14 protein-coding genes are annotated in these 15823 nt (G+C 33.8%); 7 read left to right on the plus strand and 7 right to left on the minus strand.

The window, feature by feature from the left end; genetic code table 11:
- Positions 1 to 5: 5 nt before the first annotated feature.
- Positions 6 to 1475: a 1-hydroxycarotenoid 3,4-desaturase CrtD gene (crtD, locus tag FA046_RS00140; RefSeq protein ID WP_136824330.1), complete on the minus strand. Its 1470-nt coding sequence runs from the start codon at positions 1473 to 1475 to the stop codon at positions 6 to 8.
- A gap of 116 nt (positions 1476 to 1591) precedes the next feature.
- On the opposite strand from crtD, the gene FA046_RS00145 reads away from it, so the two are divergent.
- Complete coding sequence (locus FA046_RS00145) at positions 1592 to 2629, plus strand: sensor histidine kinase (protein ID WP_136824332.1); 1038 nt, start codon at positions 1592 to 1594, stop codon at positions 2627 to 2629.
- Between the two features lie 4 nt (positions 2630 to 2633).
- On the opposite strand, the gene dacB is transcribed toward FA046_RS00145, so the two are convergent.
- From dacB to FA046_RS00170, 5 genes are all read right to left on the minus strand, one after another.
- Positions 2634 to 4034: a D-alanyl-D-alanine carboxypeptidase/D-alanyl-D-alanine endopeptidase gene (gene dacB, locus FA046_RS00150; RefSeq protein ID WP_136824334.1), complete on the minus strand. Its 1401-nt coding sequence runs from the start codon at positions 4032 to 4034 to the stop codon at positions 2634 to 2636.
- A gap of 394 nt (positions 4035 to 4428) precedes the next feature.
- Positions 4429 to 4800, minus strand: coding sequence for a hypothetical protein (locus FA046_RS00155; RefSeq protein ID WP_136824336.1), 372 nt, complete (start codon positions 4798 to 4800; stop codon positions 4429 to 4431).
- Positions 4801 to 5072: 272 nt separating this feature from the next.
- On the minus strand, positions 5073 to 5591 hold the full coding sequence (locus tag FA046_RS00160; protein WP_136824338.1) for a GNAT family N-acetyltransferase: 519 nt from the start codon (positions 5589 to 5591) through the stop codon (positions 5073 to 5075).
- Positions 5592 to 5867: 276 nt separating this feature from the next.
- Positions 5868 to 7445: an RNA-directed DNA polymerase gene (locus FA046_RS00165; RefSeq protein WP_136824340.1), complete on the minus strand. Its 1578-nt coding sequence runs from the start codon at positions 7443 to 7445 to the stop codon at positions 5868 to 5870.
- Positions 7446 to 7786: 341 nt separating this feature from the next.
- Complete coding sequence (locus FA046_RS00170) at positions 7787 to 8782, minus strand: aspartate-semialdehyde dehydrogenase (RefSeq protein WP_136824342.1); 996 nt, start codon at positions 8780 to 8782, stop codon at positions 7787 to 7789.
- Positions 8783 to 8846: 64 nt separating this feature from the next.
- On the opposite strand from FA046_RS00170, the gene FA046_RS00175 reads away from it, so the two are divergent.
- From FA046_RS00175 to FA046_RS00200, 6 genes are all read left to right on the plus strand, one after another.
- A complete protein-coding gene (locus tag FA046_RS00175; protein WP_136824344.1) occupies positions 8847 to 11453 on the plus strand; it encodes a lamin tail domain-containing protein in 2607 nt (868 codons plus the stop codon).
- Positions 11454 to 11648: 195 nt separating this feature from the next.
- Positions 11649 to 12596 (plus strand): NAD-dependent epimerase/dehydratase family protein, encoded by a 948-nt coding sequence (locus tag FA046_RS00180; RefSeq protein WP_136824345.1) that lies wholly within the window; start codon positions 11649 to 11651, stop codon positions 12594 to 12596.
- Positions 12597 to 12777: 181 nt separating this feature from the next.
- On the plus strand, positions 12778 to 13503 hold the full coding sequence (locus tag FA046_RS00185; protein ID WP_136824346.1) for a YebC/PmpR family DNA-binding transcriptional regulator: 726 nt from the start codon (positions 12778 to 12780) through the stop codon (positions 13501 to 13503).
- A gap of 59 nt (positions 13504 to 13562) precedes the next feature.
- Positions 13563 to 13877 carry a restriction endonuclease subunit S domain-containing protein gene (locus FA046_RS00190; protein ID WP_136824347.1) on the plus strand — a complete coding sequence of 105 codons (315 nt, stop codon included), beginning with the start codon at positions 13563 to 13565 and terminating at the stop codon, positions 13875 to 13877.
- A gap of 3 nt (positions 13878 to 13880) precedes the next feature.
- Positions 13881 to 14099 carry a DUF2442 domain-containing protein gene (locus FA046_RS00195; RefSeq protein WP_136824348.1) on the plus strand — a complete coding sequence of 73 codons (219 nt, stop codon included), beginning with the start codon at positions 13881 to 13883 and terminating at the stop codon, positions 14097 to 14099.
- Positions 14066 to 14755: a hypothetical protein gene (locus tag FA046_RS00200; protein WP_136824349.1), complete on the plus strand. Its 690-nt coding sequence runs from the start codon at positions 14066 to 14068 to the stop codon at positions 14753 to 14755. The genes FA046_RS00195 and FA046_RS00200 overlap by 34 nt, the downstream gene beginning before the upstream one ends.
- A 1-nt stretch (position 14756) precedes the next feature.
- On the opposite strand, the gene FA046_RS00205 is transcribed toward FA046_RS00200, so the two are convergent.
- Entirely contained in the window at positions 14757 to 15815 is a 1059-nt protein-coding gene (locus tag FA046_RS00205; RefSeq protein ID WP_136824350.1) for an aldose epimerase family protein, read from the minus strand.
- Positions 15816 to 15823: the final 8 nt, after the last annotated feature.

Raw genomic sequence — 15823 nt, forward strand, 5'->3', positions numbered from 1 at the left:
CTAATTTACAGTTTTGATGGTATCATTTCCGAAACAATTTTAGCCGATAATAAAGCCAATGGAATTCCACCACCGGGATGCACACTCCCTCCAACAAAATATAAGTTCCCAATTTTTTTAGAGAAATTTGCATGCCTCAAAAATGCTGAAAATTGATCATTAGAGCTTGTTCCATATAAAGAACCCTGATAGGAAGAAGTTTTTGATTCTATTAAAACCGGGTCTAAAACGGTTTCATTTTCTATTAAACTTTCTAAGTCTATTTTTAATCTTTGATTGATTTTTTTTATAATATTTTGCCTCGCTTCTAACTTAAAAGCTTCCCAGTTTTGCCCTACATTATTGGGTACATTTATCATGGTAAACCAATTTTCACATCCTTTTGGTGCATCATCTTCTTTATGCTTTGAGCTAATGTTGATATAAACCGTTGGATCGTCAAAAAGGGTTTTGGTTTTAAAAATATGATTAAATTCCTTTTGATAATTTTGAGTGAAAAAAATATTGTGTAAGCCTAATTCTGAAAATTCTTTTTTGATTCCCCAATAAAATATCAATGCCGAACTTGACCTTTCTTGCTTTAAAATCTTTTGAGGTTGAGTTTCATCTTTCAACAATTTCTTATAGGTAAAATAAACATCCATATTTGAAATTACCAAATCACTTTCTTGTAGTTCTCCATTAACTCTTATACCTACTGCCTTTTTATTTTTGACAACAATTTCATCTACCAAATTTTGATATTGAAATTTCACCCCTAAATCTTCGGCTAACTTTACCAACGATTGTGTAATATCAAACATTCCTTTATCCGGAAAATAAGCGCCAAAATGCTGTTCTAAATGCGGAATTACATTTAAAGTTGCTGGTGCTTGATAAGGGTTGGAGCCATTATAAGTGGCAAATCGGTTAGCGTATTGAACCATCTTTTCATCGGTAAAAAAAGACTCATTTGCTTTTGCCATAGTTCTAAAAGCATCAATTTCAAAAAACCTTAAAAAAGATTTAAAAGTTTGACGATTAAAAAATGTAGCCAAACGATGTAAAGATTTTTCTAAAAAAACCCGATGGGTGATATCGTAAATACGCTCACTCTTGTTTAAAAAGCTTTTAATTTCTTGTGAAGAAGATTTAGTTTTTTTTGCAATCTCTGCTCCAAACTGGTTAACATCTGAAGATGCTTTAAGCATAGTTCCATCATCCCAAAAATAACGGCAAACTTCTTCTAGCTTTTGATATTTAAAGAACTCTGTTGGATTTTTACCTGCTAATTCAAAAAGTTCATCAACATATTGGGGCATGGTAAATAAGCTAGGTCCTGCATCAAACCTATAATTTCCTTGTTCAAATTCAGATAATTTTCCTCCGGGATAACTATTAGCTTCAAAAACCTGCACCTCATAACCTTTAACGGCTAATCTAATTGCTGAACCTATTCCAGCTATTCCGGCTCCTATTATTATGGCTTTTGGCATTCATACAATAATACAAGAAACCGCCCTATTTTGTTCACTAATTAATCTGTTGTTTGCGTTTAAACTTTTTATACTTTAGTTTCGTAAAAGTTAAAAATTAGAATTAATAAATTCCTATGAATTTTATATACTACAATTTAAATAAAATCCGATTTTTACAAAAAAGCTATAGCCTTAAATTTTTATTTATTGCCTTTTTAGGAATTCACATTCCCCTTATTGGAGTTATCATTTTTATTTTAAATAGCCCCAATCAATCCTTTTCTAAAGGAACTATTATTAGTTTAACCCTTATTCTTACCCTTATAGCGGCATTAGCCACTTTAGCTATTTTAAAAAATTTACTCGCCCCTTTAATCATCTCAAAAAAATCTTTAGAAGATTATCTTACTAAAAAGCAATTACCAAATCTTCCTTTAAATTATTTAGACGAGGCTGGGATATTAATGAGTTTAATTCAAAAAACAGTAAATTCTTTAGATTTACACATCAAAGAAAAACAAGAAATCACCACTTTGGTATCTCACAATTTAAGAACCCCTTTAAATCAAATTAAAGGATTGTGTGAATTAACTAAAATTGATGCCGCAAACTCAACTGAATATATTAATCAAATAAACTCAATAGCCAATTTACAACTTCAAGGACTCACTGAACTATTAGACCAATTGATGCATAATAATTTAGAAGCTTCCACAAGGGTTGAAGCCTATGAAATTGGCAATTTAATTGACATAGAATTAAACAATGCTCAGCTCCAATTCAAGAAAAAGAATCTTACACTTGTTTATAAAAAATCAAACCGGTCACTATTAACCACCGCAAATGAGAAAAAAATTAGTCTGGTGTTTCAAAATTTAATTTCTAATGCCATAAAATTCTCTTTTAATGGTGGCAAAATTTATGTCGAAACAAAGAGTAAAGATCAAAAATTAGAAATATTGGTAAGGGATGAGGGAATGGGTTTTTCTGAAAATTATAAACCAAATCTATTTAAAGATGCCAGAAACTTAGGACGATTAGGGACAGAAAACGAGCCTTCAGTTGGCTTAGGCTTACATCTTTCTAAAAGAACTGTTGAACAATTGGGAGGCCTGTTGGTGGGCCATAGTGATGGTGAAAATAAAGGCGCTACCTTTTCTATCATCATTTAAACCATCATTTTAACTGATTTAATAAATTGAATATTTTTTGTCTCATGGCTGTTGTACTTCCTTTGTAATTGTTGATAATAATTGAAAAACAAACTGGAGATTGCCCATCTACTTTTGAATATCCAGCGTAAGCTAAAACATCGGCTATGGTTCCGCTTTTCATTTTTAGGTTATTATTTAAAGGTAAACTCTCTAAATAAGTAGGGTACCAAGGTTGTTTTTGAGCAAAAGAAAGCACTTTTGCCATGGTTAAAGTAGTTACTCTATCCGCCGGAGATAAACCGCTTCCATCTCCAATATTTAAGGTCTCCTGGTCAATTCCTTTATCTTCCCAAAACTTCCGCAGCACTTTAATACCATCTACAGTAGAAGCACTTTTGCCAAACTTGCTCCCCAAAGTTCTAAGCAATTGTTCTCCATATAAATTGATACTTTTTTGGTTAAACCAATAAATAATTTCTTTTAAAGGAGGAGAGATAATAGTGGTTAACAGCGACTTTTTATCTCCATTTTTTTGACCTAAAATTCTTGAAGTGGTAAAATCTAACACCTTAATATTACTTTTTTGCAGAAACGCTAGAACATCGTAAGCCATTGCCAAAGCCGGATCTGGTAGAGAAAGGCCAATCTTTTTCTTCAAATCTATTCCGTAAGTTCCTCTTAAGTAAATGGTAGAAGTATAAGGTGCCGAATAAGCATATACATCATCTCCCGAACCTATTCCGCCTGCTGTAAGCTCATTTTTAATATCTAAAAAAGGATAAACTTCTCCGTTTGAGATTTTTACTGCCGAGCCAATAGTTTTACCCGGAGAAAAAATAAGCTCAAGCTGATTTTCTCCCCAGCTTAAAGCGGATGTACCAGCGCCGTAATAATTTCCAATATCTTGCCAAATCCAACCAATGGGTAATGATTGTGTATCCCAAGCGCTATCATCGGCAATAATTTTTCCGTTAACAGATTGTATTCCGGCTTTTTGCAAAGCAAACAAAACTTGGTTAAGTACAGATTCTTTGGTGCTTGTTTTCCACCTCGCACTCCCTAATGTAGGGTCGCCGCTTCCGCTGATGATGATATCTCCGTTTAAAATTCCATTTTCTATGGCTCCCGAATAAAAAATCTCTGTTTTGTAAGTAAAATCTTCTCCTAATAAGGCTAAGGCTGTTGCCGATGTAATTGTTTTAAGCGTAGATGCTGGTGCTAATCCAGTATTTTGATTTCCGCCAAAAATTAGCTCTCCATTGCCTGAATTTAAAACGGTGAAAGATGCAGAGCCATATTTTAACTGCTCATCTGCAGAGAATTTATTAAAAGCTACTTGTAATTTTGAAGAAAGTGTTTGGGCTTGCGCCGATGCAAAAGTGAAGAATATAAATAGAGATATGAGTAGTGTTAATTTTTTCATTGCTGCAAAATAAGGATAAGAGACAATAGAACGAATTTTAGAGCGCAAAAATTGGATAGATAATAAAGGATAACCCGAGGGTCATGCCTACGTATGCTGAAAATTAATTCCAAATTCGAAGACAGGATAGGTTTTGTAGGGATAATCCTCGGATTATCCGTTTAGAACAAGAAGGACAACCCGAGGGTTATCCTTACGTATTTCAAAAATAAAAACAAACTTTGGGGCTTTTAAAGATAAATTCGATATCTGCTGGATGATTAGTTTCAATACCCAAGCATTATCTAATTAAAATCTCTGAATTTATCACATCATAAATGTGTGATAATGGTTGATGAAAAAATAATATAAAACACTTAGTGTAATGGAAAATTTCATTACACTAAGTAAAAATCTATGTTAAAGGAGCTCCAACAGGAAGCTCGCATTTATGTCCTGGTTGGCCATGTGCCGGGTTTAACTTTACAGATCCAGCAGCAGCAGATGGTTGCTGCATTTCTACTTTTGGCTGCGGTAATTCTACCGATTTAGGCTGTGAAGCGCCTCCATTTGCTGGAAATGGAGCACCTTCTGGTAAAGCACAATCATGAAACGGTTGTCCGTGTGGAGGATTATTTGTAGGTTTTTGTCCAGCCTGAGTTCCCTCTATAATATTTGTTGGTAAAGGATTTTTTGTAGGATCGCTAACTGTTTCAGTTTTGTTAGCATTAGATTGGCAAGCCGTTATTGCAAATGCTAAAGAGAAGATAACCAATAATTTTTTCATTAGAATATTTATTTCGTTGATGAATTAAACACGTTTATATTTTAATAGTAAATTACACTATAATTATTTAAAGTATGGGTGTTTAAAATGTAATATTAATGATTGGTATTCACAACCTGATCAAAAGAGCAGGATGGGTTTTGTAGGGATAATCCTCGGATTATCCGTTTATGAAAAGTTAATCAATTTATAATTATACAGGATAACCCGAGGGTTATCCCTACATATTGCGTAGAAACGCTATACTAAACGTTACCAACAGAATTAAAACATTAAACTATGCTTTTAACCAACACTTTTTCATAAGCTTTTCTAGCACTTCCTCTAAAATATACATCGCCACAATAAGTATAACCCGCTTTTTCAAAGCTTTTCATCATCGCTAAATTATCGAAATTAGTATCAGCTTTTACACTATAAATGTTATGACCGAGAGCAAAATCTTCAATAAATCTCATCATTTCTTTGGCCAAACCTTTGCCCAAATAATCCTCGGCAATAGCTACCCGATGAAACACCACAAAATCATCATTTGTTAGCCATTTACCCTCAATATTTGCATAAGCGGGTTCATCATTTATAAAAACTGCACAATAACCTATCACTTTTTCATTACCGGTTAATACAAAACCAGCCTCTTTCTCCATATCGTTTTTTATCACTTCTGGGTTGGGATAACCATCTTGCCATTGATTACTGCCGTCTTCTTTTCTGCGTTGTATGGCCTTTTGTAATATCTCCCAAATTTGAGGGATTTCATTTAGAGTTGCTTTTCTAAATTTAATATTCATGATAATATATTGTAGGGATAATCCTCGGATTATCCGTTTGTGAAAAGGTTTAATTCTTAAAATTTGAAGGATAACCCGAGGGTTATCTCTACATTTTTTGCAATAGCCAACAACTCGGTTAAGTGTTCCTTTTTCAGGATCACTTAAATGTTTCTGGACTTCGTCCGTTATAAATTACCTTATCGCTTCGAATGCCGGATACAGTCCTCAGTTTTCATGTTTAGGTTTAAGTGATCCTTCGGAACACTTAAATCAGAATGGGGAAAATTAGACAATTTACTTGTTTTTTAAAGCTATTACTATTAATGAATTGATATCACTATGACCTGCCCAGGCCTTATAACAAGTATCTCTTTCTTGTGTAGAAAAATATTGAGCTGCAAATAAAATTGCTGATTGAACATATTCAGAATTCTCAGATTGATAATGAGTTTTTAATATTCTTCTAAAAGCAGAATTCCCATGTTTTCCTAATATAATAGCACAAATACCCCTTAATGTATTGTTCACATTCGATTTCAAGTCTTTTATTGCAAGGTTTAAAATCTCTGGACTGGCGTCATTAAGGTATAATATTAATGAATAGACCCATTTCTTTTGATAGTCAAATATCAAATTAGGTTTACTCAATAATCCTTCAATATCTATAACTGATACTTTATCATTAACTATCATTTTTCTTAAATAACCAAAATAAGTTTGAGCTAAACTTGGCTCATCAGCAAAGTTTTTCAGAACAGATGATAAGGCGTAATCTGAATTGAAAGTTGCAAAGACAGACAAACAATATTTTTCGATTTTAAATCTGCTTGAGGGTTCTTTATTTGAGTCATAAAGCTTTTTAGTTGCCTCTAATTTTAAGTCTTCTTGATCGTATTCGTCATCATATTCAAAACCGGTCTCTAAATCCCAAAGTATACTAGCTGAACCATATTCTACATCAAATTCTATTGTTCTCTCTAAAATTTCTTTCTTAGCTTCTTCAAACAATTTATCTAATTCAGATTCCTCGTTTAGTAATTCATTTACTTCAAAAATTTTTGTTTTACTTTCATTGAGAGTTAGTCCATCAATTCGCAGCCAATTACCTAATCTAACTTTATGAATTCTTGCATCATTTAAATTTTCAAAGAAAATATACATATCATCAACATATCTAGCGAATTCTAATCCCTCAACCGAATGAAGAGCATCAATACCACAAAGAGAAAAATTACCAAGTAAGTCCGAAGGGAATACTCCTTGTATAATACCATGGGAATCATTTTCACTTAACATTAACATAAATCTTTCTAAGAAACTAACTGCATTTCTATCTGCACCAGATGAATATAAAAGATTTCCTATGTTATGTTGATAAATTTTATCAAAATATGAGGCAATGTCCGCTTTAAGCACATATGAATATTTCCCGCAAATACATAATTCCTGTATTCTATTTTTAAAATTATCAAAACTTTCACTGGATTTTTCAAACATATACCCATCTTCATCATTTTCCAGTAGAACATTACTAAAAACTTGAGTTCTATCTATCTGCGTCTCTGCATAAGTTGAAATAGTATCAACAATTAATTGGTAAGCTAATCTATCAATCGGTTCTAAAATCGAACCTTTTCTACTAAATCCATTAGGCTTAATTACATTCATAGAAATCGGTAATCTGGCAGAATAATTTCCGCTTAACAGCTTGGTTTTAAGTTGTTCAAATAGCTCTTGAGATGCTTTCTCAAATATTATAGAATAATGTGGCGCAAAAATAAAATCACTTGAAATATCTTTCTTTATCCGTTTTATACTTAAATCAAGATTGAAAATATCTAATATTTCTTTGTTAATTCCTATTCCTTTCATAATTGTATCATATTAAAAATTAGTCTTATTATATCACATTATTTTAATTTAAACGATATAAAACTAGTTAAAAACCAATCAAATAGTAGCAAAAGCCTAAATTAAATAAACGGGATGGAAGCATTTGTTTGAGCTCTTTTTTATGCTTTTTTGGAAGCATAAAAAAAGCGAGTGCGTACAGCCCGACTAGCGGAACCTATAAATGACGAACCTTGCTTTTCTAAAAAAATCTAAATAAATTCGGAATAATAAGGCTTCGACTCCGCTCAGCCTGACAATTGGCAAAACAAAAAAGCCTCCCGAAAAATCAGGAGGCTTTACATTGTATTTAGGGGTTTGAATTATCCAATTAATTTTTGACTCAGCAAATATTCGGCAATTTGCACTGCATTGGTAGCTGCGCCTTTACGTAAATTATCTGCCACACACCACATATTTAAAGTATTTGCCTGAGACTCGTCTCTGCGGATACGGCCTACAAAAACTTCGTCTTTTTCATGAGCATCTTTTGGCATGGGGTAAATTGCATTTGCAGGATCGTCTAATACAATTACGCCGCTGGTTGCTGCTAAAAGTTCACGTACTTTGGTTAAATCAAAATCGTTTTCAAATTGGATGTTTAATGCCTCAGAGTGGCCGCCCATTACAGGAATTCTAACGGTAGTTGCGGTTACTGCAATGCTATCGTCGCCCATAATTTTTTTGGTCTCTAAAATCATTTTCATCTCTTCTTTGGTGTATCCATTATCTAAGAAAATATCAATTTGAGGAATCACGTTTAAATCTATTGGGTAAGCATAGGCCATTGGGCCGTCTGTAATGCCTTTACGCTCGTTCATTAACTGGTCAACCGCTTTTACGCCAGTTCCAGTTACAGATTGATAGGTAGAAACCACTACTCTTTTAATTTTATAAGCATCATGCAAAGGTTTTAAAGCCACTACCATTTGTATGGTAGAGCAATTTGGGTTTGCAATAATTTTATCATCGGCGGTTAAAACGTTGGCATTCACCTCTGGTACTACTAATTTTTTGCTTGGGTCCATTCTCCATGCCGAAGAATTATCTATTACGGTTGTACCCACGGCAGCAAATTTTGGAGCTTGTTCTTTAGAGGTGTCTCCACCCGCAGAAAACAAAGCTACATCTGGTTTCATGGCTATGGCCTCATCAACAGTTACCACCTTGTACTTTTTTCCCTTGAATTCAATTTCCTTACCCTTGCTCTTTTCAGATGCGACTGGAATTAATTCTGTAACCGGGAAATTGCGCTCTGCTAATACCTTTAACATTACCGTACCTACTAGGCCGGTTGCGCCTACAACTGCAACTTTCATGTTTAAAATTTAATTTTTAAATAATTAATTATTAATATATTGGGTATAATTTTGTTGCGCAAATATGGGAAAGTTTTTACTGTTTTTAAGTCTATTTATAACTAAAATAGCGTTTTCACAAGTTAATGACACTTTTAACGATGGTGATTTTTCTCAAAACCCAGTTTGGACAGCCGATTTAAGCACCAACTACACTGTTATTAACCAACAATTACGTTCAAATTCTACCACAGCTAGTAGTAATTTTTATTTATCTACGCCTAATACCAAAGCTTTAAATTGTACTTGGGAGTTTGATGTTAACCTTCAATTTTCAACCTCTGGTGCTAACTATGTTGATGTTTATTTAATAAGTAATACCGCAGATTTAAAAAGCACTAATATTAACGGATATTTTTTAAGAATGGGAAATACGGCCGACGAGGTGGCTTTGTATAAAAGATCAGGAGCTGTTGCCACTAGTGTAAAAATTATTGATGGGATAGATGGTGCGGTTGGTTCAGCAAACAACAACTTTAAATTTAGAATTACTAGAACCAGCGCTGCGGTTTTTAATTTAGAAAGAGACGATACAGGAACTGGTACTTCATTTATCTCAGAAGGCACAGTTACCGATAATACTTTTACTACTACCGTATCTTTTGGCTTTTTGGTACAGCAATCTACCACTACTTTTCATCAAAAGCATTTCTTTGATAATGTACTTATTAAAGATATTATAGTAGATACCACGCCCCCAACATTAAATACTTTGGTAGTAAACAGCGGTACTCAAATTACTTTAAATTTTAATGAGGCTGTTGATGCTGCAGATGCTGCTATTTTAAATCATTACGTATTAAATTCAGGAAATATTCAGCCATCAAACGTTACTGTAAATGGCGCAAATGTGGTTTTAACTTTTGCAAACGAGTTTAACACCGGCAGTTTAAATTTAACTGTTAACACCATTAAAGATTTAACCGGAAATGCAATTACAGCTCCAATTATTAGAAATTTCAATTACCGAAGACCTTATACAGCCCAGTTTAATGATATTGTGATTAATGAAATTTTTGCCGATCCTAGTCCGCAAATAGATTTGCCTACCGTAGAATTTGTAGAAATTTGGAATAAAAGCACCGAGGATATTTCTTTAGCTGGTTTTAAATTTAGCGACCCAACGGCTACTTATACTTTTGGTAACGATAGCATAAAAGCAAACCAGTATTTAATTTTATGTGCCCGGGCAGATACCGCAGAATATAAAAGATTTGGAAAAGTGATTGGTTTATCACCGTGGCCTTCATTAAATAATTCCAGTGACCAACTCTCCCTAGTGAATCAAAATGGCACACTAATTTACAGCATCAATTACAGCGATACCTTTTATAAAGATGCTACAAAAAAAACAGGTGGTTATACCTTAGAATTGATAGATCCCTTATCAGGATGTAAGCCTTCGCAAAATTATGCGGCCAGTAATGATGTTTCTGGCGGAACACCCGGCAGGCAAAATTCTATTTATTTAAGCAATAGAACTACCGTTCCTTTACAATTATTAAGCGTGGTTTTAAAGGATAGTTTAACCGTTAGCTTAACTTTTAACAGAGGTTTAGATAGCTTACAGGCAGCTTTACCCTCACATTACAGCATTAACAACGGTGTGGGCGTTCCTCAATTTTCAAATCCAATTGCACCCTCTTTTGCTACGGTAGAATTAAAATATAATCAGGCTTTAAGCCGAAATCAAACCTACACCGTTACCGTAAGCGGAGTAACAGATTGTGGCGCTAATACTTTAAACAACCAAACTTTAAGCTTTATTTACCCGGGTTTAATTTTAAATAACGATGTGTTAATAAACGAGATTTTATTTAACCCCAAAACAGGTGGGGTAGATTTTGTAGAAGTTTATAACAATTCTAACAAAACGCTAGATTTTAAAGATTTATTTATAGCTACTGCTGATGATCAAAATATAGTAAATAGTGTGAGGCCTGTAAGTGCAACTACCCTATTGTTTCAACCGCAAAGTTATTGGGTTATTACCGCCAATCCGGATACGGTAAAGTCTCAATATTCAACCACAAATCCTACAAATTTCATCAAAATAGCAAGTATGCCTTCTTATAATGATGATAGTGGAAGAGCAGTGATTTTAAATAAAGACAATGCCCGCATAGATCAACTAAATTATACCAGTGAAATGCAATTTGGCTTATTAAGAGATTTAAATGGCGTTTCTTTAGAACGCAGCAGCTTTTCAAAACCCACCAATGAAACGGGTAATTTTAGATCGGCAGCGGCAAGTGTGGGTTACGCTACTCCGGCATATAAAAACTCTCAATTTTTAGAAGACCTTACCGCCAACGAAGAAATTTCTTTGGCATCGGCAACTTTTTCGCCAGATAATGATGGCTTTGAAGATGTATTGCGCATACTTTATAAATTTAATATGGCGGATAGAGCTGCCAATGTTACCATTTATAATGACCAAGGCCGATTGATTAGAAAACTTATTAAAAACGAAACTACAGCTGCACAAGGCGAATGGATTTGGGACGGCTTAGACGACAACAACTCAAAAGTAAAAATAGGTATTTACGTTATATACGCAGAACTTTTTGACCTTAACGGAAACGTTAAAAAGTATAAAAAAACTGCTGTAGCTGCATCAAGGTTTAATTAAGGATTGGGCGCTTTTACAGGCTTTACGCTATATCTTTTTATTTTCATCCTTCGACTCCGCTAAGGATGAAAATAAAAAGGATGCCGCTTCAATCCTTAGCGCAAAGCTCATCAAATACATCAAAATCCTTACACCTAAAACCTTTTACCTTTAGCCTTTTAAAACTACCTTTACCTTTTATAAATTTTTTAAATCATGGCAGAAACGATATTAGTAATTGGTTCTAACGGCCAAATTGGAACCGAATTAGTTACTGAACTCAGAAGAATTCATAATGTAAATCAAGTTGTGGCTTGTGATATCAGAAGACCAGATTATGACACTAAAAATGCCGGACCATTTGAGTTTGTAAACGTTTTAGATAAGGACAACCTTAAAGTCATTTTCAAAAAATATAAGCCTACACAAGTATATTTATTAGCGGCATTATTATCAGCCACTGGCGAGCAAAATCCAAAATTAGCTTGGGATTTAAACATGAACGGTTTGTTAAATGTACTAGATTTTGCTATTGATTTTGGGACTAAAAAAGTTTACTGGCCAAGTTCTATCGCTGTTTTTGGGCCAAATTCGCCAAAGCAACAAACCCCGCAATTTTGCACTATGGACCCCAACACCGTTTATGGCATTAGTAAATTAGCCGGCGAACGATGGTGCGAATATTATTTTCAAAAATATGGTTTAGATGTGAGGAGCATCAGATATCCAGGGTTAATTAGCTGGAAAGCAATGCCAGGCGGCGGAACTACAGATTATGCCATTCATATTTTTCATGAAGCCTTAAAAAAAGCGAGCTACTCGTCTTTTCTTTCGGCAGAAACAGAATTGCCTATGATGTACATTACGGATGCTATTCGTGGAACCATTCAGTTAATGGATGCTCCGGCTGAACAGATTCAAATTCGCTCGAGCTATAATTTTGCAGGTGTTAGCTTTAATCCCGAAGATTTAGCATCTGAAATAAGAAAACACATTCCTGATTTTAAATTGGGCTATACTCAAAACGACCCTCGACAAAAAATTGCAGATAGCTGGCCAAAATCTATCAATGATGATTATGCTAAAAAAGACTGGAATTGGAACCCAGAATTTAACTTGGAAAAATTAACTTTGGAGATGCTTACTAATTTGAAGAAAAGTTAGAAAGACACAAGATTTGAGTATCAAGTATCAAGACCTAAAAACCGACTTCAATGATTGTTATTTTGATTCTACATACTTGTTACTCGATACCAAACTTAAAAACTCACATAATATAATAGGTATCAAGATTAAAACGTAAACGCATCTTGATACTAAATACTTGATACTATAAAAATAAATAATGGGAAGAGCATTTGAATTCCGTAAAGAGAGAAAATTTAAGCGTTGGACCAAAATGGCGGTTCAATTTACCCGTATAGGTAAAGATATTGTGATGGCGGTTAAAGAAAACGGTCCACATCCAGAAACAAATTCTAAATTAAAAACTGCCATTTTAAATGCAAAGGCAGTAAATATGCCAAAAGACCGAGTAGAAGCTGCTATAAAAAGAGCATCTGACAAAGACATGGCTGGTTATGAGGAATTTGTTTACGAAGGTTATGCCCCACACGGAGTAGCAATTTTAGTGGAAACCACCACAGATAATACCAACCGTACCGTTGCAAATGTGAGAAGTTATTTCACAAAAACTAATGGCTCTTTAGGCAAAACCGGATCTTTAGATTTCATCTTTAAAAGAGTTTCTACTTTTAGATTTGCCCCAGGTGAGCATGATTTAGACGAACTAGAATTTGAATTAATTGATGCTGGTTTAGAAGAAATTTTTGTAGAAGAAAATGAAGAAGGCGAAGAAGTTGCGGTAATTCATGCAAGGTTCGAGGATTTTGGAAACATGCAAAAAGCATTGGAAGAAAAAGGAATTGAGTTAAAACAAGCAAAATTAGAGCGTATTCCTTTATCTTATGCTACAGTAACAGAAGAACAAGCTGCTGACGTAACTAAATTATTAGATAAACTGGAAGATGATGAAGATGTGCAGGCGGTTTATCATAATATGGCGGAATAGAAAGTTTTATGGTTTGATTATTTTAATATAATGCCTAAATTGTTTATAAATTCAAAACAATGAGCGATAAAGATCTATTAGTTGTGATTTCTGAAATGTTGAGGAAGCAAGACCAACATTCTGAATTGTTAAATAAACAATCAGAAATATTAGTTAAGCAAACAGAAATGATTAATCTTCAAACCCAATCATTAGAGAAAATTGGTTCTTCTTTAAATAACTTTATTGATATTTCGGTGAATCAGTTTGAGCAGCAGCAAAAATTTAACGAAAAATTTTTAGAGAAAATTGATGTATTTGGAAAAGCAATAGACAAAACAGCTGATTTAGAAGAACGATTAAAAAAATTAGAAACGGCTGTTTTTAAATCATAACAAATGGGAATAGTAAGCACTAGAAGGAAAGATCAGGAATTAAAAGTTGTTTTTAACGATGATAGTTTAGTTTTAGATATGGATGGAAAAGAAACCGCTATTCCCCTGCTTTGGTACCAAACATTATTAAACGCATCTGAGGAAGACAAAGCCAATTGGCATTTAAGTGATGATGGCACAAAACTGATTTGGAAAAATCTGAATGTAGAGATTTTGATATGATGAGTTTTGAAGAGTTTTTTTTCAAGAAAAAAATTGATTTAATTGCCTTAGCGGCTACCAAACCTGATTTGTTTTTAGAGTTTAAAGAGCATTATGCCTTAATGGGCGAAAAAAGCTTTGATCACACTAAAAAATATTGGTTTAATCAGTTGAGGTTGAGTCATAAACTTTCTGAGGAAGATGAGGTTCAATTAAAAGCAGCACTTTTTCCTGCAAAAGAAGTCATTGCTAACAAACAAGAGCAAACTGAAATTACTACGGTAACTAAAGCTCCAGGTTTTAAACCAAGATTTAAAGCTCCAACTACCTCCTCTCATCCTCCTGTAGAAAAAGCGTTAGAAGAACCATTTGAAACTACAGAAATACCGGTTACCGTTACCGGTTTTAAACCTCGTTTTAAAGCAACATCTACTCTGGTTAAACAAGAAGAACCTGAAACTTTAAAGGCAGAAGAGGAAATTAAAGATCAACCTAAAATACCAGTTACTGGCTTTAAACCTCGTTTTAAAGCAGCTTATGCTCCAGTTAAACAAGAAGAACCTGAGCTAACAATTTCTGTGGAAGAAATAAAAGAGGAAACAGTTAAGCCAATTGGTTTTAAGCCGCGTTTTAAAGCCGGAAGTACGCCTTCCAAACAGGAAGACAAAGAAAATTAAATTATTCGGGTAATATAATCTTATAAACTGTGGCTGATTTAAATTCTTGATTTGCTGCTAAAAATGTGGAAGGAAATTGAGGCTGATTTGGAGAATCTGGATGGTGCTGAGTTTCAAAACAAAAACCTGTTCTGGCTTTATAAATTTTACCCATTTTCCCTTTATCTAAGTCATTCAAAAAATTACCAGTATAAAACTGCATAGCAGGTTCAGTAGTATACACTTCTAAGGTAATTGCTGTTAAATCGCCTTTTGCTGTAGCTGCAAAAGTAAAGTCGTTTTCGTTTTTATTGAGTACAAAAGAATGATCATAACCGTTACCCATCAAAAGTTGATCGTTTTCAATATTTATATCTTGCCCTATTGGCTTTGGCTTTCTAAAATCAAAAGCACCATCTGCAACTTTTAATAATTTACCAGTTGGGATACAAGTTTCATCAATTTCAACAAATTCATCTGCATCAATTTTTACTTGATGATTCAATATATCACCATTCCCTGCACCGTTTAAATTAAAATAAGCATGGTTGGTTAAATTAATGACTGTATTTTGATCAGAAATGGCCGAATAATCCATCCTTAACTCATTTTCATTAGTTAAAGTAAAAGTAATTTGGCAAGCCAAGTTACCAGGAAAGCCACCTTCTCTATCGCTATTGGTCACTTTTAAGGTGATGGTATTTCTTTCTACTTCAAGGATGTCCCAAATTTTATTGTGAAAACCAGAACTTCCTCCATGTAAAGAATTCTTCCCATTATTAGCTTCTAATTGATGGGTAATGCCGTCTAAAATAAACTGAGCATCATTAATTCTATTGGCAAAAGGACCAACAGTAACGCCATGATAGCGCTCAGTAGCGTTTAAATAACCTTCTAAATTATCAAAGCCTAAAACGATATCGGTATTGCCTTTATCAGGAACGAAAAAATGAGTAATTCTTGCTCCATAGTTACATATACCCACTTTTAAACCATTGTTATTCTCTAAAAAATGTAATTGAACAGATTGGGATTGAATAATTTTAGAAAATCCTTCCTTTAATTTTTGGAGCGCTAGCATGATTAATA

Origin of the sequence: Pedobacter cryophilus (assembly GCF_005116455.1) — a bacterium.
Lineage (GTDB): Bacteria > Bacteroidota > Bacteroidia > Sphingobacteriales > Sphingobacteriaceae > Pseudopedobacter > Pseudopedobacter cryophilum.

Excerpts from the sequence above, each read along its gene's own strand:
- crtD (WP_136824330.1), bottom strand. The coding sequence starts at position 1,475 with ATGCCAAAAGCCATAATAATAGGAGCCGGAATAGCTGGAATAGGTTCA.
- FA046_RS00145 (WP_136824332.1), top strand. The coding sequence starts at position 1,592 with ATGAATTTTATATACTACAATTTAAATAAAATCCGATTTTTACAAAAA.
- dacB (WP_136824334.1), bottom strand. The coding sequence starts at position 4,034 with ATGAAAAAATTAACACTACTCATATCTCTATTTATATTCTTCACTTTT.
- FA046_RS00155 (WP_136824336.1), bottom strand. The coding sequence starts at position 4,800 with ATGAAAAAATTATTGGTTATCTTCTCTTTAGCATTTGCAATAACGGCT.
- FA046_RS00160 (WP_136824338.1), bottom strand. The coding sequence starts at position 5,591 with ATGAATATTAAATTTAGAAAAGCAACTCTAAATGAAATCCCTCAAATT.
- FA046_RS00165 (WP_136824340.1), bottom strand. The coding sequence starts at position 7,445 with ATGAAAGGAATAGGAATTAACAAAGAAATATTAGATATTTTCAATCTT.
- FA046_RS00170 (WP_136824342.1), bottom strand. The coding sequence starts at position 8,782 with ATGAAAGTTGCAGTTGTAGGCGCAACCGGCCTAGTAGGTACGGTAATG.
- FA046_RS00175 (WP_136824344.1), top strand. The coding sequence starts at position 8,847 with ATGGGAAAGTTTTTACTGTTTTTAAGTCTATTTATAACTAAAATAGCG.
- FA046_RS00180 (WP_136824345.1), top strand. The coding sequence starts at position 11,649 with ATGGCAGAAACGATATTAGTAATTGGTTCTAACGGCCAAATTGGAACC.
- FA046_RS00185 (WP_136824346.1), top strand. The coding sequence starts at position 12,778 with ATGGGAAGAGCATTTGAATTCCGTAAAGAGAGAAAATTTAAGCGTTGG.
- FA046_RS00190 (WP_136824347.1), top strand. The coding sequence starts at position 13,563 with ATGAGCGATAAAGATCTATTAGTTGTGATTTCTGAAATGTTGAGGAAG.
- FA046_RS00195 (WP_136824348.1), top strand. The coding sequence starts at position 13,881 with ATGGGAATAGTAAGCACTAGAAGGAAAGATCAGGAATTAAAAGTTGTT.
- FA046_RS00205 (WP_136824350.1), bottom strand. The coding sequence starts at position 15,815 with ATGCTAGCGCTCCAAAAATTAAAGGAAGGATTTTCTAAAATTATTCAA.